This is a genomic window from Methylobacterium sp. TK26 (assembly GCF_055361565.1).
Genome location: NZ_CM143965.1, coordinates 1,543,810 through 1,561,876 on the forward strand (window position 1 = coordinate 1,543,810; position 18,067 = coordinate 1,561,876).

Genomic DNA, 18,067 nt, shown 5'->3' on the forward strand with positions numbered 1-18,067 from the left:
CTGTTCGCGTTACGTTCCAGTCTGAAAGCCGGAAACCACCATGGGCCAGCCCTTCGAGCCGCCGTCCGGCGACGGCATCGAAAGCGTCGAGCTGAAGTCGGCGCTGGAAGAGCGCTACCTCGCCTATGCGCTCTCGACCATCATGCACCGGGCCCTGCCCGATGCCCGCGACGGGCTGAAGCCGGTGCACCGGCGCATCCTCTACGGCATGCGCCTCCTGCGGCTCGACCCGAACACCGCGCACAAGAAATGCGCGAAGATCGTCGGCGACGTGATGGGCGACTTCCACCCCCACGGCGACCAGGCGATCTACGACGCGCTGGTGCGCCTGAGCCAGGATTTCGCGCAGCGCTATCCGCTGGTCGACGGCCAGGGCAATTTCGGGAACATCGACGGCGACGGCCCCGCCGCCTACCGCTACACCGAGGCCCGCCTCACCGAGGTCGCCCGCCTGCTGCTGGACGGGATCGACGAGGACACGGTCGATTTCCGGCCCTCCTACAACGGCGAGAAGGAAGAGCCGGTCGTGCTGCCGGCGGCCTTCCCGAACCTGCTCGCCAACGGCAGCCAGGGCATCGCGGTCGGCATGGCGACCTCGATCCCGCCGCACAACGCGGCCGAACTCTGCGACGCGGCGCTCTACCTGATCAACCACCCCGAGGCGACCTCGGGCCAGCTCGCCAAGTTCGTGCAGGGGCCGGATTTCCCGACCGGCGGCATCCTCGTGGACTCGGCCGAGTCCATCGCGGAGGCCTATCGCACCGGGCGCGGGGCGTTCCGGGTCCGCGCCCGCTGGCACAAGGAGGATCTCGGCCGGGGGACGTGGAACATCGTCGTCACCGAGATCCCCTACGGCATCCCGAAGGGCCGGCTGATCGAGAAGATGGCCGAGCTCCTGCAGGAGAAGAAGCTGCCGCTGCTCGCCGACGTCCGCGATGAATCCGCCGAGGACGTGCGGGTGGTGCTGGAGCCGCGCTCGCGCAGCGTCGATCCCGTCATCCTGATGGAATCCCTGTTCCGCCTCACCGAACTGGAGGCGCGGATCTCGTTGAACCTGAACGTCCTCGTCGGCGGCCTCGTGCCGAAGGTGATCGGGCTCGCCGAATGCCTGCGGGAATGGGTCGATCACCGCCGGGTGGTGCTGCAGCGCCGCTCCCGCTACCGCCTCGGCCAGATCGACCGCCGCCTCGAAATCCTCGGTGGGTTGCTCATCGTCTATCTCGACCTCGACGAGGTGATCCGCATCATCCGCGAGGAGGACGAGCCGAAGCCCGCCCTCATGGCCCGCTTCGAACTGACCGAGGTGCAGGCCAACGCCATCCTCGACACCCGCCTGCGGTCCTTGCGCAAGCTGGAGGAGATGGAACTGCGCCGCGAGTTCGACGCCCTGACCGCCGAGAAGGCCGAACTCGACGGGCTGCTGGCCTCCGAGCCGGCGCAGTGGAAGTCGATCCAGGCGCAGATCCGCGCGGTGAAGAAGACCTTCGGGCCGGAGACCAAGCTGGGCCGCCGCCGCACCAGCCTGGAGAACCCGCCGGACACGGCCGGCGTCGATTTGACGGCGGCCCTGGTGGAGCGCGAGCCGATCACGGTGATCGTCTCGGAGAAGGGCTGGATCCGAGCCCTGAAGGGCCATGTGGCCGACCTGTCGGGCGTGGCCTTCAAGGGCGACGACCGACTCAAGATCGCCTTCCCGAGCGAGACGACGCAGAAGATCCTGCTGCTTGCCTCGAACGGCAAGATCTTCACCCTCGACGCCTCGAAGCTGCCGGGCGGGCGTGGCTTCGGCGATCCGGTGCGGCTGATGGTCGATCTCGACGACGGGACCGAGGTGGTGGCCGCTTTGCCCTACCGGCCGGAGACCAAGCTGCTGATCGCCGGTTCGGACGGACGGGGCTTCGTCGCACCCTCCGATGCCCTCGTCGCCAACACCCGCAAGGGCAAGGGCGTGCTCGGCCTCGACGGCGACGCCACCGCCACGGTGATGGTGCCGGCCGACGGCGACCACGTGGCGGTGATGAACACCGAGAGGCTGCTCCTCGTCTTCCCCGTCACGGAGCTCGCCGAACTGTCGCGCGGCAAGGGCGTGCGGTTGCAGCGCTGCCGCAGCGGGCAGCTCACCCAGGCCCATGTCTTCCGCCTGGAGGACGGCCTGCCCTGGCAGGACGGCTCGGCCGAGGGGCGGCTCGCCAACGCCTCGATCCTGGAGAAGTGGCTCGGCCACCGGGCGGAGGTCGGCCTGATGATGGCCCGCAGCTTCCCGAAATTCGAGCGGTTCGGGCGCTGATGCTCCGCTGGCTGGCGCGGCGGCTCCAGCGGCGGCGCTTCCTCAGGATCTGCCGGGAGCGCATCGCGATGCGCATTCCGCAGATCCGGCGGGACCTCGCGGCGGCGCCGCCGGGCTTCGCCTGGATCGTCGGCGATTCCCATGCCGAGTTCCTGTGCGCGCACCCCCTCGGCTCCCGGTCGGTGGTGAATGCCGGCATCGGCGGGATCTCGACCGGCGGCTATGCGGAGCGCCTGCCGCAGCTGCGCCCGGTCCGGCGGGCGGGGGTCGCATTGCTCGTCACCGGGAGCAACGACCTCTCGGTGCGGGGGCGTCCGCTCTCGCCGGAGGCGGTCGCCCGGTTCGAGGCTGCGGCGACGTCGCTCGTCCGGGGGGTGCGGGACCATGCGGACAGGGTCGTGGTGCTCGCCCTGCCGCCGATGGACTCGGTGCCGGGCCAGGAGCGCGAGCCGGCGGCGGTGGAGGATTACTCGACCCGCCTCGCCCGGATCGCGGCCGCGCATGGCTGCGCCTTCGCCGACCCGTTTTCCGATCTGCGCGAGGGACGGGGAGGGCTCGCCCGCTCGGGGGCGCTGAGCGACGGCGTCCACCTCGCCAATTACGGCGCGGCGGCGCGGCGGCTGGCGGAACTGCTGGGGTGAGGCGCGTGGGCCGGTCTCAAATTCCCTTCACCGTCAACCCCGATTTTTCGTGCAACCCACCATGGATGACGGCGGCATGAGGCTCGGCTACGCTGCGCCGCAAGCGGCGTTCTCAGCGCGGCATCAAAAGTCGTCACGGAGTGGGTGGAATGGGCGCGAGCGCCGGAATCGCCGAGGTGAAGCGCGACAAGCCGTGGATCATCCGCACCTATGCGGGTCACTCCACCGCGGCCGAGTCGAACAAACTCTACCGCGGCAACCTCGCCAAGGGCCAGACCGGCCTGTCGGTCGCCTTCGACCTGCCGACCCAGACCGGCTACGACCCCGACCATGAACTCTCGCGCGGGGAGGTCGGCAAGGTCGGCGTCTCGATCGCGCATCTCGGCGACATGCGGACCCTGTTCCAGGACATCCCGCTGGCGCAGATGAACACCTCCATGACGATCAACGCCACGGCCCCGTGGCTGCTCGCCCTCTACCTCGCGGTCGCCGAGGAGCAGGGCGCGCCGTTGAGCGCCCTGCAGGGCACCACCCAGAACGACATCATCAAGGAATACCTGTCGCGGGGCACCTACGTGTTCCCGCCGGCCCCGAGCCTCCGGCTCACCAAGGACGTGATCCTGTTCACGACCAAGGAAGTGCCGAAGTGGAACCCGATGAACGTCTGCTCCTACCACCTGCAGGAGGCGGGGGCGACGCCGGTCCAGGAACTGTCCTACGCGCTCGCCATCGCCATCGCCGTCCTCGACACGGTGCGCGACGATCCCGCGTTCGATGAGGCGAGCTTCCCGGAGGTGTTCGGGCGCATCTCGTTCTTCGTGAACGCGGGCCTGCGCTTCGTCACCGAGATCTGCAAGATGCGCGCGTTCTCGGAACTCTGGGACGAGATCGCCCAGGAACGCTACGGCATCGACGACCCGAAGAAGCGCATCTTCCGCTATGGCGTGCAGGTGAACAGCCTCGGGCTGACCGAGCAGCAGCCCGAGAACAACGTCCACCGCATCCTCATCGAGATGCTGGCCGTGACCCTCTCGAAGCGCGCCCGCGCCCGCGCCGTGCAATTGCCGGCCTGGAACGAGGCGCTCGGCCTGCCGCGCCCGTGGGACCAGCAATGGTCCATGCGGATGCAGCAGATCCTGGCCTTCGAGACCGACCTCCTCGAATACGACGACATCTTCGACGGCTCCCACGTCATCGAGGCCAAGGTCGAGGAGCTGAAGAACCAGACCCGCGCCGAACTGGAGCGGATCGGCGGGATCGGCGGCGCGGTGGCCGCTGTCGAGACCGGCGCCCTGAAGCGCGCCCTGGTCGAATCGAACGCCAAGCGCATCTCGGCCATCGAGGCGGGCGACCAGATCGTGGTCGGCGTCAACAAGTACCAGCACGGCGAGCCCTCGCCGCTGACGGCGGGCGAAGGCGCGATCTTCTCCGTCTCCGAGACGGTGGAGATGGAGGCGGCGGGCCGCATCAAGACCTGGCGCGAGACCCGCGACGCAGCGGCGGTGCGGGCGGCGCTCGCCGGCCTGGAGGAGGCGGCGCGCTCCGGCGCCAACATCATGCCGGCCTCCATCGTGGCGGCGAAGGCGGGCGTGACGACCGGCGAGTGGGGCTCCTGCCTGCGCGGGGTGTTCGGCGAATACCGGGCGCCCACCGGCGTCACCCGGGAGACCGTCTCGGCGGGGGCGGCCGAGGAGGCGCGCCTCCTCATCGCCGACCTCGGCGAGCGCCTGGGCGAGCAGCCGAAGCTCGTCGTCGGCAAGCCCGGCCTCGACGGCCATTCGAACGGCGCCGAGCAGATCGCGCTGCGCGCCCGCGACGTCGGCTTCGACGTGACCTATGACGGCATCCGCCAGACCCCGTCCGAGATCGTCGCCAAGGCGAAGGAGACGGGGGCCCATGTGGTCGGCCTGTCGATCCTGTCGGGGAGCCACGTCCCGCTGGTGCGGGAGGTGCGCGCCAAGATGCGCGAAGCCGGGCTCGACCACATCCCGGTCGTGGTCGGCGGCATCATCTCGCCGGACGACGAACTGGTCCTGAAGAACATGGGCGTGCGGGCGGTCTACACGCCGAAGGACTACGCCATCGACCAGATCATGATCGGGCTCGCCAAGGTCATCGAGAAGACCCTGGACGGCCAGACGAACCGCCCGCAGGAAGAGCCGGCCCAGGTCTACTAGTGCATCGATCCAGACGAAGGCGTCAGCCGTGTCTGGGAAAAATTGATGCAGAAACAAGAAGCTAGGGCAGAGGCGCATGAACGGAGTGAGTGCGTCACTGCACTAGGACTCGACCACCGCGATCCCATCCCCAACCTCATCCTGAGGTGCCCGCGTGAGCGGGCCTCGAAGGAGGGCTCCAGGGATCGCGGCACCATCTGGAGGGCTCCTTCGAGGCCGCTTCGCGGCACCTCAGGATGAGGTGGAGGGTTGGATGATGATCCGGCCGGTTCCCTTCCCCCGCCCGCCCTGTAATCTCCCCCTCGCGGGTCCGCCGCGATTCGCGTCGCGGCGGCGGGGGAGGGGCCCATGGCGCGGTGGTGGATCCAAGCGGTCGCGGGCGGCCTCGCCGCCCTGCTCCTGGCGGTGCCGGCGCTCGCGCAGACGAAGCCGACACCCGCCGCCTTCTCGCGGAGCTTCGTCCGTCCCGGCCTCGCCAGCGACGCCATCCGCCTCGAAGCCACGCTGAAGGCCGAGGCCGGCGGGCCCCTCGCCCCCGCCGCGCAGTCCCGCCGCAAGGGCGAGGGGCTGCTCGAAGCCGACAAGCCCGCCGAGGCCCTGGCGCCGCTGGCCGCCGCCGTGACGGCCGATCCCGGCGATCCGGCCAACTGGCGCGCCTATGCCCGCGCGGCGGAAGCGGCGGCGGGCGAGACGGAGGAGAACGATTACCAGGGCCGCACGCGCCTGCGGGGGCAGGCCCTCGCCGCCGCCTACCGGGCCTACGAGCGCGCCCGCTCCGCGCCGGACGCCGCCGCCGCCCTGGCGCTGCTCGGCGCCAACGCCGCCGACCAGGAGGAATGGCGCCCGGCGCTCGACGCCTATGCCGCGAGCCTCGCGCTCGCCGACGATGCCGCGACCCGCGCGACCTACGAGGCGCTTCGCGCGGAGCATGGCTTCCGCATCCTCAACTACACCGTCGATTCCGACGCCGCCGCCCCGCGCCTGTGCTTCACCTTCTCCGAGCCGGTGGCGCCGAAGGCGGAGTTCGCGCCCTTCGTCGCGGTCTCCGGCAGCGCCTCGGCGGCGGTGACGGGGGAGGGGTCGCAGGTCTGCGTCGATGGGCTGAAGCACGGCACCCGCTACGCGGTGGTGCTGCGCCCCGGCCTGCCCTCGTCGGTCGGCGAGACCCTGCTCAAGGCCGCCGATTACGAGATCTACGTCCGCGACCGCGCCCCGCAGGCGCGCTTCACCGGCCGCAACTACGTCCTGCCGCGCACCGGTCAGGCGGGCATTCCCATCGTCGCGGTGAACGCGCCGAAACTCGATGTCGAGGTGCTGCGCATCGGGGATCGCGGTCTGCTGCCGACCCTGCGCTCGGAGGATTTCCTCGGCCAGCTCAGCGGATCAACGGCCAAGGGCATCGCCGCGCAGAAGGGCGTGCGCGTCTGGAAGGGGAGCCTCGACACCGCCAAGGCCGAGATCAACCAGGAGAGCGTCACTGCCTTCCCCGTGCTTCAGGCGGTGGGGAAGCTGGAGCCCGGAATCTACGTGATGATCGCCCGGCCCTCCGGCACCGCCGCGCCGGACGAGGAGAGCTACGAAACCCAAGCCACGCAATGGTTCGTCGTCTCCGATCTCGGCCTGACGGCGACCAAAGGGCGCGACGGCGTCCACGTGGTGCTGCGCTCGCTGGGCACGGCCAAGGCGACGGAGGGGGCCGAGATCCGCCTCGTCGCCCGCGACAACGAGGTATTGGCGACCCGCAAGACGGACGCGCAGGGCCACGCCGCCTTCGAAGCGGGCCTGAGCCGGGGCGAGGGCGGCACCGCCCCGAGCCTCGTCGTGGCCCAGCTCGGCGACGATTACGGCTTCCTCGACCTCGACCAGGGCGCCTTCGACCTCACCGACCGGGGCGTGAAGGGCCGCCCCGAGGGCGGCGGGCTCGACGCCTACCTGTTCACCGAGCGCGGGGTCTACCGCTCCGGCGAGACGGTGCAGGTCGCCGCCCTCCTGCGGGACGCGCGGGGCAACGCCGTGCCCGACCTGCCCCTCACCCTGGTGGTGAAGCGCCCCGATGGCGTGGAGTACCGCCGGGTCTCGGTGGCCGACCAGGGACTCGGCGGGCGGGCCTATTCCCTGCCGCTGCTCTCGGGGGCGATGCACGGGACGTGGCGGATCGCGGCCTATACCGATCCGAAGGCGCCCCCGGTCGGGGAGGCGAGCTTCCTGCTCGAAGACTACGTTCCCGAGCGGCTGGACGTGACCCTCACCCCCGCCGGCCCGAGCCTCAAGCGGGGCGAGCCGGCGCAGGTGGCGGTGTCCGCGCGCTACCTCTACGGCGCGCCGGGGGCGGGGCTCGACGTGTCGGGCAGCGTCACCGTGCAGGCTGCCGCGACGAGCGGCATCAAGGGGCTCGACGGCTTCACGGTGGGCCTCGACGACGAGGCCGTGGAGGCGACGACGCGGGAACTCTCCGCCCACGCCACCACCGACGCGCAGGGCGCGGCGAGCGTCGCCGTGCCGGTGCCGGAGGTGGTCGCCCCGCGTCCGCTGGAGGCGAAGATCACCCTCGCGGTGGGCGAGCCCGGCGGGCGGGCCTTGTCTCGCAGCGTCACGCTGCCGATCCTGCCGTCGGGCCCGGTGCTGGCCCTGCGCAAGGGTTTTTCCGATCTCAAGGAGGGTGACCTCGCAGCCTTCGACGTGGTGATGGCGGCGCCGGACGGGCATCGCGTCCCGAAGGCCGGCGTATCCTGGACGCTGAACAAAATCGAAAAAACCTACCAATGGTACCGCGCGGACGGGCGGTGGTCCTTCGAGGCGGCCAAGACCACGAAGCGGATCGCCAGCGGCACGCTGGACCTCGCCGCCGACGCGATGGGCCGGATCGCGGCGCCGGTCGGCCTCGGCGCCTACCGCCTCGACGTGACGGTGCCCGGCCTCGCCGAGGCGGCGGCGAGCCTCGGCTTCGAGGTCGGCTGGGCGGGCTCGGAGACGGCGCAGGCCCCCGACCTCCTCGACCTCACCCTCGACAAGGCGGCCTACGCGGCGGGCGAGACAATGAGCGCCAAGCTCGGCCCGAAATTCGCGGGCCAGGCGAGCGTGATGGTGGTGAGCGACCGGGTGCACGAGATCCGCGAGGTCAGCGTGCCGGAGGGCGGCACCACGATCCGCCTGCCCGTGAAGGCGGAATGGGGCGCGGGCGCCTACCTCGTCGCGACCGCCTACCGGCCCCTCGATCAGGCGGCCCGGCGCCAGCCGGGGCGGGCGCTCGGCCTCGCGTGGTTCTCGGTCGATCGCGACAGGCGCGCGCTCACCGTCTCCGTCGCCGCGCCGGAGAAGGTGCGGCCCCGGCAGGACCTGACCCTGCCGGTGACGCTCGCCGGTCTCGCCCCCGGCGAGGAGGCGCGGGTGACGGTGGCGATGGTCGATGTCGGCATCCTCAACCTGACCCGCTACGCCGCCCCGGACCCGACCCGCTACTTCCTCGGCCAGCGGGCGCTCGGCCCCGAGTTCCGTGACGTCTACGGCTACCTGATCGACGGGATGCAGGGCAGCGCCGGGGCGATCCGCTCCGGCGGCGACGCGGGCGGGGCGGAACTCGTGGACGCGCCGCCGACCGAGGCGCCGCTCGCCCTGTTCTCCGGCGTGGTGAAGGTGGGGGCGGACGGCACGGCCAGCGTCACCTTCCCCGTGCCCGCCTTCAACGGCACCGGCCGGGTGATGGTCACGGCGTGGAGCGGCACCCGCGTCGGGCAGGCGCAGGCCGACGTCACGATCCGCGACCCCGTGGTGGTGAGCGCTACCCTGCCGCGCTTCCTCGACATCGGCGACCGCTCGCGCCTGTTCGTCGCCCTCGACAACGTCGAGGGGCCGGCGGGCGAGTACGTCGCCGACATCGTGCCCTCGGGGCCGGTCCTCGTGGGGGCGCAGGCCCTGCGCACCACGCTGCGCCTCGCGACCAACGGGCAGGCCCGCTTCGTCGTGCCGCTCACGGCGGCGGGGCCGGGCGTGGCCCGGCTCGACGTCGCGCTGTCCGGGCCGGGGCTGGCCGCGCCCCTGTCGCGCAGCCTCAGCCTCGGCATCGCCCCCGGCACCGGGGCGCTGCTGCGGCGGCAGGTCCGCACCCTCGCGCCGGGGGAGAGTCTTTCGGTCACGGCCGACCTCCTCGCCGACGTGATCCCCGGCACCGGGCGCGTGTCGCTCGCGGCCTCGACGCTGCCCGGCGTCGATGTGCCGGCCCTCCTCCAGGCCCTCGACCGCTATCCCTATGGCTGCTCGGAGCAGGTGGTGAGCCGGGCGATGCCGCTGCTCTACGTGAACCGGCTCGCCAGCCTCGATCAGCTTTCCCTCGATCCGGACGTGGACGGCCGGGTGCGCGAGGCCATCGACCGGGTGCTCTCCCGCCAGGATTCGAGCGGCGATTTCGGCCTGTGGTCGGCGGACGGGTCGAACGACCTGTGGCTCGACGCCTACGTCGCCGACTTCCTCACCCGTGCCCGCGAGCGCAAGTTCGCCGTGCCGCAGGGGCCGTTCGCCCTCGCCCTGGACCGGCTGCGCAACGCGGTCGCCAACGCGAGCGAGGTCCGCGACGGCGGCGCCGACCTCGCCTACGCGGCCTATGTGCTCGCCCGCAACGGCCGCCCGGTGATGGGCGATCTGCGCTACCTCGCCGATTCCCGCCTCGGCGACTTCCGCACGGCGCTCGGCCGGGCGCAGCTCGCCGCCGCCCTGGCGCTGCTGGGCGACCGGGGCCGGGCGGCGCGGGTGATGGAGGCGGCGGTTGCCTCGCTCGCGGCGGAGCGCGACAGGGGCACCTACCGGGCCGATTACGGCTCACGCCTGCGCGACGGCGCCGGGCTGATCGCGCTCGCCGCCGAGACCGGACTCACCCACGGCGCCCTCGCCCCCGCGAGCGCGGCGCTGGGCCAGGAGCGCGCTGACGGGCGGCCGACCAGCACGCAGGAGAACGCCTGGATGGTGCTCGCCGCGCAGGGGCTGGCGGACGAGGCGAAGGGCCTTTCCTTCACCCTCGACGGGGCGGCCCAGCAGGGGGCGCTCGCCCGCTCGTTCCGGGAGGCGGATCTGGCGGGGGCGGGGCGGCTCCTCGTGAACACGGGGGCGGCGCCGGTCCAGGTGTCGCTGGGCGTGTCCGGCAACCCGATGAATCCCGAGCCCGCCGAGTCCCGTGGCTACAGCGTGGAGCGCAGCCTGTACCGGCTCGACGGCAGCGCGGTCGATCCCGCCACCGGCATCCGCCAGAACGACCGCCTCGTGGTGGTGCTTAAGGTCACGGAGGCCAAGGCCGAGGCGGCGCGGCTCCTCCTCGTGGACCGTCTCCCCGCCGGGCTGGAGATCGACAACCCGAAGCTCCTCGACGCGGACGCGCTCAAGGGCCTCGCCTTCGCGAAGTCCGACGTGCAGCCGGTCCATACGGAGTTCCGGGACGACCGCTTCGTGGCGGCCTATACCCGCGAGCCGAGCCAGCCGGCCGTCTTCACGGTGGCCTACGCGGTGCGGGCGGTCTCGCCGGGGACCTACGTCCATCCCGGCGCCAGCGTCGAGGACATGTACCGCCCCGCCCGCTACGGGCGGACGGGCACGGGGAGCCTGACGGTGGGAGAGGGGAAGTGAGGCGCTACTCCACCACGATCGGGTAGCAGCGCGCCCCGACCGCGCCGGCCAGCGCCTGCACGGCGCCGACCGTGCCGACGTCGCCGGCGACATGGATCACGTCGGTGGCCCGCAATTGCGGGAGATGGGCGCCCACGGGGCCGGGGCGCACGTCCGGCGGGCGCTGGCGGCCCCGCTCGGCGCAGAGCACGATCCGCCCGACCCCAGTGGCGCGCAGCCAGTCGAGGCTCTCGCGCATGTAGAGGTCGAGGGCATCGCGGGCGCCGATGGCGAGCGCCATGTCGCGATCCGGCTCGATGTAGCGCGCGGCCCGGGCGATGGCCCAGATCGGCCCGAACCCGGCCTCCGACGCAGCCAGCACCAGCCGTCCGCCCCCCGGCCGGTAATGGCTGCGCCCCATCGGGCCCTTGAGCTTCACCTCGCGGCCGATGGCGAGGGCGTCGAGGGCGTCGCCCTCCGCCTCGCGGTTCAGGTGGAACACCGCCTCGTTGATCTCGGCCGCGCCATCGACGCGGAGCGTCGGGCACAGATTCAGGGTCGGCAGGCCGGGCAGGCTCACCGCGTAATGCTGGCCGGGCTCGTGGAGCGGCCGGCGGGTCAGGGTCGCGACGATTTCGAGGATGCCGGGGCCGAGGCGGCGCACCTGCGTCACGGTCCCCTTCAGGGTTTGGCGGGCGCGCTCCTGCGGGGCGGGGGCGGGGGCCGCCTCGCCGGGGCGGCTTTCCGGCACCTCGGCGAAGGGCGCGGGGGCCTCGCGGGCGCGGCGGCCCTGGCTGCGGCGGGCGGCCGGGGCGGCGCCCTGGCCGAGGAGATGCGTGCCGTGCAGGCCGGGGACCGGCGCGATCATCCCCTCGGCCACGGCGGCTTCGAGGGGCGTGTCGCCGGGCGAGCAGCGGACGGCACGGCCGTTGACGACGAGCGAGCAGCGCGCGCGCATGGCGGAACCCTCGCGTCTCACGGCACGATGCGGAAGGAAGGGATCGGGGTTCCCGCGGACATCGTGCGACACTGGTTCATCCTGGACGGGAACGGACGGGCGAACGCCGGCCGGATGCCTTCAGCGGGCGCGGATCAGCAGGGAATCGACGAGGTCGGCCCAGCGCTCGCGGGTCGCCCGTACGTCGTCGTCGGGCGAGGATTCGGTGAGAAGCTTGCGCTGCGCCCGCAGGGATTCGATCTCCTGCCGCTGCACCCGCACCACCGCCTTCATCACCCCGAGCTCGGCTTCGAGCCGGGCGATGGCGGCCTCGGCGCGGGCCGTGGCCGGCGCCTGAACGGGGGCAGCCTCGTGCTCGGGCAGGCGGGTGCGCGACTGATGCGCGAGCCGCACCGGCCGGGCGATCATGCGGCGCACGAGATCCGGGCTACCCGCCGGTTGGAAACGCCTCGCCGCCTCGGCCATCCGCTCATCCCCCACACGCGACCTGTGGATGACTCTGGGTGAACGTGGTTAAGGCGGGCTTAACCGGACCTACGCGGCCTCCGGCGCGGCGCCGACGATCTGGCGGGCCTGGAGCATGGTCATCGGCTCGCCGAAGGCCGGGCCGAGGGCGTATTCGCAGCCCAGTTCCACCAGCGCCACGGCGTCGGCCTCCGATTCGCAGCCCTCGGCGACGATGGAGAGGTTCAGTTCGCTCGCCATCTTCACGATGGAGCGCAGGATGCCGGTCTGGCCCGAGGCGATCTGGCGGACGAAGTCGCGGTCCACCTTGATCGTGTCGAACGGGAAGCGCTGCAGGTAGGACAGCGCCGAGTAGCCGGTGCCGAAATCGGACAGGCACAGGCCCGCCCCGAGGTCGTGGATGCGCGAGAGCATCTGCGCCGCGTATTCCGGGTTCTCCATCACGAGGCTCTCGCTGAATTCGAGCTTCAGGGAGCCGGGGAGCGCGCCGGAGCGGGCGAGCACCGTCTTCACATCGTGCAGGAGGTCGTGGCGCAGCAACTGCCGCGAGGACAGGTTGCAGGCGGCGAAGATCGGCGGCTCGACTTCGAGGGAGCGCTGCCACGCCGCGAGTTCCAGCGCGGTGCGCTCCAGGGCGAAGATGCCGAGGTTGACGATGAGGCCGCATTCCTCGGCCAGCGGCAGGAAGGTCGCCGCCGGGATGCGCCCGAGCTTCGGGTGGTCCCAGCGCAGCACCGTCTCGAAGCCCGCCACGGTGCGGTCGTCGAGGCGCACGACGGGGTTGAACAGCACCCGCATCTCGTTGCGCTCGATGGCCTTGCGCAGATCGCCTTCGAGCATCACCCGGTCGGAGCGCTCGGCGCGCATGTGGGCGCGGAACACCTCGATCCGGTCGCCGCCCTGGCGCTTGGCCTGGATCATCGCGACCTCGGCGTTCTTCAGCACCTCGTCGCGCTTCTGCCCGCCCTCGTAGAGGGCGAGGCCGATGGAGACGGTGAGGAAGATCTCCCGGTCGGCATAGGTGATCGGCGTGGCGATGGCCCGCTGGATCATGCTCGCGAAGGCGAGGATCCGGTCCGGGTCGCGCTCGGAGAGCAGGATCACCGCGAACTCGTCGCCGGAGAGGCGGGCCAGGGTGTCCTGCGGGCGCAGCAGCCGGCCGAGCCGTCGCGACAGGGTGAGCAGGATCGAATCACCCGCCGAGAGGCCGATCGCGTCGTTGATGCCGGTGAAGCGGTCGATGTCGAGGACGAGGATCGTGGGCTTCAGCCGCGCGTCCTGCCCGGCGAAGGCCAGGGCCGCGTCCAGCCGGTCCCCGAACAGCTCGCGGTTCGGCAGGCCGGTGAGGCTGTCGTGCACGGCGTCGTGCAGCAGGCGCTCCTCGGCGGTCTTCACCTCGGTCACGTCCGCGATGGTGCCGACCACGCGGATCACCTCGCCGTCGGCGCCGATCACCGGGCGGGCCTTCAACCGGTACCAGAAATAGCTGCCGGCGGCCGAGCGCAGGCGGAAATCGTGGACGATGCGGCCGCGCCGCTCCTCGATCACCGTGTCGAGGGCCGCCGAGTAGCGCTCCACGTCGAACGGGTGCAGGGCGCCGAGCCAGTTCGCGGCCGGGCCTTCCAGCGCCCCGCGCGACAGGCCGAGCTGCACCTCGATCTCGGGGCCGACGAAGATCTTGTCGGCGGGCACGTCCCAGTCGAACACCACGTCGCCCGCGCCGGTCAGCGCCAGCGCCCGGCGCTCCGTGTCGGAGACGAGGGCGTGGGAGAGGCCGCTGCCGGCGAAGGCGTGCTGCAGCACCGTGAAGCCGATCAGCATCACGATCAGCACGAGGCCGCCGATGAGCGCCGGCTGGACGAGGTCGCTGCCGATCTGGCCCGTCACCGCGAAGCCCGCCGCCGTCACCCAGATCATCAGCAGGAGCCAGGTCGGCACGAGCAGGATCGCCCGGTCGTAGCCGTTATGGACGGAGAGGTAGAGGATCAGCAGCAGGCCGATGCCGGCCACCGCCGCGATGGAGATGCGCGCCACGCCCGCCGCCACGGGCGGATCGAACACCGCGAGCCCGACGAGTCCGGCGAGGAAGGCGAGCCAGAAGAAGGCGACGTGGCTGTAGCGGACGTGCCAGCGGGCGAGGTTCAGGTAGGCGAAGAGGAAGACCAGCAGCGTCGCGCCGAGCACCGCTTCCGCCGAGGCGCGGTAGACCCGCTCGGCCAGTTCCGTGACGGGGAAGACCCGCTGCAGGAACCCGAAATCGATGCAGGCATAGGCGAGCACCGACCACGCCAGCGCGGCGGCGGCGGGGAAGATGATCGCGCCCTTCACCACGAAGACGATGGTGAGGAACAGGGCGAGCAGCCCGCTGATGCCGATGATGATGCCCTTGTAGAGCGTCAGGCCCGCCGTCTTCCGGCGGTAGGCGTCCTGATCCCACAGGTGGAGTTGCGGTACGTTCGCGTTGCGCAACTCGGCGACGTACGTGACCGTCGTGCCGGGATCGAGGGTGATGGTGAACTGGTCCGCGTCCGGGTTCTCGTCGCGCTCGGGGCGGATGCCTTGGCTCGCGGTGATGGCGGCGATGCGCGAGCCGCCGAGATCGGGCCAGATCACCCCGGAGCCGACCAGCCGGAAATGCGGGGCGATGAGGATGCGGTCGATCTGCTCGTCGGTGTCGTTGGTCAGCGCGAAGGCGATCCAGTCGGGCCGGGCGCCCGCGTCGCGGGCCTTCACGACGATGCGCCGCTTGATGCCGTCCTTGCCGGCGGCGGTGGAGATCTGAACGAGGTCGCCGTCCGACCGGTAGCGCTCGATGGCGCCGGTCAGGTCGATCACCGGCTGGTCGAGGCCGACCCTGACCGCCTCCACGGCGCGGGCGGGGCCGACCGAGGCGAGGCCGCCGACCAGGATCAGGAGGAGGGCGAGGATGCGCAAGGGGCTGACGTGTCCGGCCGGGGGTGTCTGCATCGGCCGCCCTGGCGACCGCGATTGGTAAAGACGACGTGAAGGCCCGGCAAGGCCGAGGGCGCGCCGGTCCACCGTTCGCGGATCGCGCCCCTTTGCGGCCAAATCAAGTTGAAGGCGGTTCAGTGCCCGCCCGATAGCCCCGCCGCGATCCGCTCCAGCGACGGCAATCCCGCGATGGGGCCGATGGCGGCGAGCGTCGGCTGGCCGGCGAGCATCGTCGCCGCCACCCTGCGCACGTCCTCCACCGTCACCGCATCGACCTTGGCGATCACCTCGGCGGCGGGGATCACCCGGCCCCAGGCGAGGATCTGGCGGGCGTTGCGCTCGATCCGCCCGCCCGGCGTCTCCAGCGCCGAGAGCAGCGAGACCTTCAACTGCGCCTTGGCACGGGCGATCTCGGTCTCGTCGAGGTCGCGGGCGGCGCGGGTGGTGGCCTCCAGGGTCACGTCCACGAGTTCGGCCACGTCCGAGCCGGCGGTGCCGGCGCCGATGCCGAACAGGCCGCAATCGGAGAAGGGCCAGTGGAAGGCCTGGATCTCGTAGGCGAGGCCGCGCGTCTCGCGCACCTCGTGCCACAGGCGCGAGGTCAGGCCGCCGCCGAGCACCTGCGCGAACATGTGCAGGGCGTAATAGCCCTCGTCGCGGAAGGAGAGGCCGGGCAGGCCGATCACGAGGTTGGCCTGTTCGAGCTTGCGCTTCATCCGCCGCTCGCCGCCGCCGTAGCGGCCGGGCTCCATCGGCGGCGCCGCGACGGCCTTCATGCTCCCGAAATGCCGCTCGGCCGCCGCCACGATGGCCTCGTGCTCGACGCAGCCCGCCCCCGCCACCACGAGGCGGTCCGGGGTGTATTCGCGGGCGAGGTAGGCGCGGATGCCCGCCTCGTCGAAGCTCTGGATCGTCTCGGGCCGCCCGATGATCGGGCGCCCCACCGGCTGGCCGGGGAAGGCGGCCTCGGTGAAGGCGTCGTAGACGACGTCGTCCGGCGTGTCCTCGATGGCCGCGTATTCCTGCAGGATCACGCCCTTCTCGCGGGCGAGTTCGCCCTCGTCGAAGGTGGCGCTCGTCAGGATGTCGCCGATCACGTCGAGGGCGAGGCCGGCATCCTCGCCGAGCACCCGAGCGGTGTAGCTCGTCGTCTCGGTGGAGGTGGCGGCGTTGATATCGCCGCCGACATTCTCGATCTCCTCGGCGATGCCCCGCGCCGTGCGCCGGGCGGTGCCCTTGAACGCCATGTGCTCGATGAGATGCGACAGGCCGCTCTCGTCGGGGCGCTCGTGGCGGGAGCCCGCCCCGACCCAGACGCCGAGGCTCGCGGTCGCCACCCCCGGCATCGGCTCCGTCACCACGCTCACCCCGTTGGGCAGGCGGGTGACGCGGAGGGTCGGGGAGGCGGCGTGCGTCGAGAAATGCTGGTTCATCGGTGGCTCAGCCGCCCTTCGTGATGCGGGCGCGCTCGCGGATGAGGCGCTCGATGGCTCCCTGGTCATTGGCGACGCGGGTCAGGCGCTCGGGCCGGCCCATCAGGTCGGCGAGGTGCGGGGGCAGGGCGGGGCGCCGGCCGCCCGTCGCCTTGGCGACCGCATCCGGGAACTTCGCCGGATGGGCGGTGGCGAGCGCCACGACCGGCGTCGCCGGGTCCTTTTCCAACAGCCGCCGGCCCGCGTTCACACCGATGGCGCTGTGCGGATCGAGGGTCACGCCGGTCGCCGCGTGGCTGAAGGCGATCTCCTCCATCACGGCGCTCTCCGGCACCGCGTGGGCGTCGAACTCGCCGCGGATCGTGGCGAGCACCGCGTCGTCGAGGTGGAACCCGCCCGATTGCTTCAGCCCGGCCATCAGCCGCTTCAGGCTCGACGCGTCCCGCCCGAGGGCCTCGAACAGCAGCCGCTCGAAGTTCGAGGAGATCTGGATGTCCATGGAGGGCGAGGTGGTGGGCTCGACGCCGCGCAACTCGTAGGCGCCGTGCTCAAGCGTGCGCACGAGGATGTCGTTGGCGTTGGTGCCGATCATCAGGCGCTTGATCGGCAGGCCCATCTTCTTGGCGACCCAGCCGGCGAGGATGTCGCCGAAATTGCCGGTGGGCACCGCGAAGGAGACCTCGCGATGCGGGGCGCCGAGCGCCACGGCGCTGGTGAAGTAATAGACCACCTGCGCCGCGACGCGGGCCCAGTTGATGGAGTTCACGCCGGAGAGGCGGACCTCGTCGGCGAAATCGCCGTGCTGGAACAGGGCTTTGACGATGTTCTGGCAATCGTCGAACGTGCCGTCGATGGCGAGCGCGTGGACGTTCGGGGCGTCCACGGAGGTCATCTGCCGCCGCTGCACCTCCGAGACCCGCCCGTGCGGGTAGAGGATGAACACGTCGACCTGATCGAGGCCCCGGAACGCCTCGACGGCGGCCGAGCCGGTGTCGCCAGAGGTGGCGCCGACGATGGTCGCCCGGCTGCGGCGCTGGCGCAGGACGTGGTCCATCAGCCGGCCGAGCAGCTGCATCGCCACGTCCTTGAACGCGAGCGTCGGGCCGTGGAAGAGTTCCAGCAGGAACAGGTTGTCGTCGATCTGGGTGATCGGGCAGATCGCCGGGTGCCGGAAGGTGGCGTAGGCGTCGTCGATCATCCGGTCGAGGTCGGCATCGGCGATCTCGCCGTCCACCAGCGGGCGCAGCACGCGCTTGGCGGCCTCGGCATAGGGCTTGCCGGCCAGCGCGGCGATCTCGTCGCGGCTGATTCGCGGCCAGGTCTGGGGCACGTAGAGGCCGCCGTCGCGGGCCAATCCGGCGAGCAGCGCATCCGAGAACGAGAGCGGCGCGGCCTCGCCGCGGGTCGAGACGTGGAGCACAGGGGCCTCCGTGGGAAGGCGGTCCCTCTACACGATGCGGGCTTGCGTGTCGAAATTCGATCGCCGTTCATCCCGCTGCCCAGGGATCATCCCACCCACTCCCCTCCTTCGAGGCCCGCCGAGGCGGGCGCCTCAGGATGAGGGG

9 protein-coding genes are annotated in these 18,067 nt (G+C 71.7%); 4 read left to right on the plus strand and 5 right to left on the minus strand.

Annotated features, from left to right (window positions below; all coding sequences use genetic code 11):
* The first annotated feature begins 40 nt into the window (after window positions 1-40).
* The 4 genes from parC to ACXJ1Y_RS07570 all read left to right on the plus strand — a co-directional run bounded on the left by parC (window position 41) and on the right by ACXJ1Y_RS07570 (window position 10,715).
* Window positions 41-2,287 carry a DNA topoisomerase IV subunit A gene (gene parC / locus ACXJ1Y_RS07555; RefSeq protein WP_463849460.1) on the plus strand — a complete coding sequence of 749 codons (2,247 nt, stop codon included), beginning with the start codon at window positions 41-43 and terminating at the stop codon, window positions 2,285-2,287.
* Complete coding sequence (locus ACXJ1Y_RS07560; RefSeq protein WP_463849461.1) at window positions 2,287-2,928, plus strand: SGNH/GDSL hydrolase family protein; 642 nt, start codon at window positions 2,287-2,289, stop codon at window positions 2,926-2,928. The genes parC and ACXJ1Y_RS07560 overlap by 1 nt, the downstream gene beginning before the upstream one ends.
* A 149-nt stretch (window positions 2,929-3,077) precedes the next feature.
* Window positions 3,078-5,105, plus strand: coding sequence for a protein meaA (locus ACXJ1Y_RS07565; RefSeq protein WP_463849462.1), 2,028 nt, complete (start codon window positions 3,078-3,080; stop codon window positions 5,103-5,105).
* A gap of 348 nt (window positions 5,106-5,453) precedes the next feature.
* Window positions 5,454-10,715 (plus strand): alpha-2-macroglobulin family protein, encoded by a 5,262-nt coding sequence (locus ACXJ1Y_RS07570; protein ID WP_463849463.1) that lies wholly within the window; start codon window positions 5,454-5,456, stop codon window positions 10,713-10,715.
* A 4-nt stretch (window positions 10,716-10,719) separates the two neighbouring features.
* Here ACXJ1Y_RS07570 and ACXJ1Y_RS07575 read toward each other — a convergent pair whose 3' ends face one another.
* From ACXJ1Y_RS07575 to thrC, 5 genes are all read right to left on the minus strand, one after another.
* Window positions 10,720-11,652 (minus strand): ferredoxin reductase domain-containing protein, encoded by a 933-nt coding sequence (locus ACXJ1Y_RS07575; protein ID WP_463849464.1) that lies wholly within the window; start codon window positions 11,650-11,652, stop codon window positions 10,720-10,722.
* Window positions 11,653-11,772: 120 nt separating this feature from the next.
* Window positions 11,773-12,117 carry a hypothetical protein gene (locus ACXJ1Y_RS07580; protein WP_463849465.1) on the minus strand — a complete coding sequence of 115 codons (345 nt, stop codon included), beginning with the start codon at window positions 12,115-12,117 and terminating at the stop codon, window positions 11,773-11,775.
* Window positions 12,118-12,186: 69 nt separating this feature from the next.
* Window positions 12,187-15,084: an EAL domain-containing protein gene (locus tag ACXJ1Y_RS07585; protein ID WP_463849466.1), complete on the minus strand. Its 2,898-nt coding sequence runs from the start codon at window positions 15,082-15,084 to the stop codon at window positions 12,187-12,189.
* A gap of 119 nt (window positions 15,085-15,203) precedes the next feature.
* Window positions 15,204-16,502 (minus strand): M16 family metallopeptidase, encoded by a 1,299-nt coding sequence (locus tag ACXJ1Y_RS07590; protein ID WP_463849467.1) that lies wholly within the window; start codon window positions 16,500-16,502, stop codon window positions 15,204-15,206.
* A 7-nt stretch (window positions 16,503-16,509) separates the two neighbouring features.
* On the minus strand, window positions 16,510-17,922 hold the full coding sequence (thrC, locus tag ACXJ1Y_RS07595) for a threonine synthase (protein ID WP_463849468.1): 1,413 nt from the start codon (window positions 17,920-17,922) through the stop codon (window positions 16,510-16,512).
* Window positions 17,923-18,067 lie beyond the last annotated feature (145 nt).

Coding starts and splice junctions, on each gene's coding strand:
- ACXJ1Y_RS07560 (WP_463849461.1), top strand. CDS start 2,287: ATGCTCCGCTGGCTGGCGCGGCGGCTCCAGCGGCGGCGCTTCCTCAGG.
- ACXJ1Y_RS07590 (WP_463849467.1), bottom strand. CDS start 16,502: ATGAACCAGCATTTCTCGACGCACGCCGCCTCCCCGACCCTCCGCGTC.
- ACXJ1Y_RS07580 (WP_463849465.1), bottom strand. CDS start 12,117: ATGGCCGAGGCGGCGAGGCGTTTCCAACCGGCGGGTAGCCCGGATCTC.
- parC (WP_463849460.1), top strand. CDS start 41: ATGGGCCAGCCCTTCGAGCCGCCGTCCGGCGACGGCATCGAAAGCGTC.
- ACXJ1Y_RS07570 (WP_463849463.1), top strand. CDS start 5,454: ATGGCGCGGTGGTGGATCCAAGCGGTCGCGGGCGGCCTCGCCGCCCTG.
- ACXJ1Y_RS07585 (WP_463849466.1), bottom strand. CDS start 15,084: ATGCAGACACCCCCGGCCGGACACGTCAGCCCCTTGCGCATCCTCGCC.
- ACXJ1Y_RS07575 (WP_463849464.1), bottom strand. CDS start 11,652: ATGCGCGCGCGCTGCTCGCTCGTCGTCAACGGCCGTGCCGTCCGCTGC.
- ACXJ1Y_RS07565 (WP_463849462.1), top strand. CDS start 3,078: ATGGGCGCGAGCGCCGGAATCGCCGAGGTGAAGCGCGACAAGCCGTGG.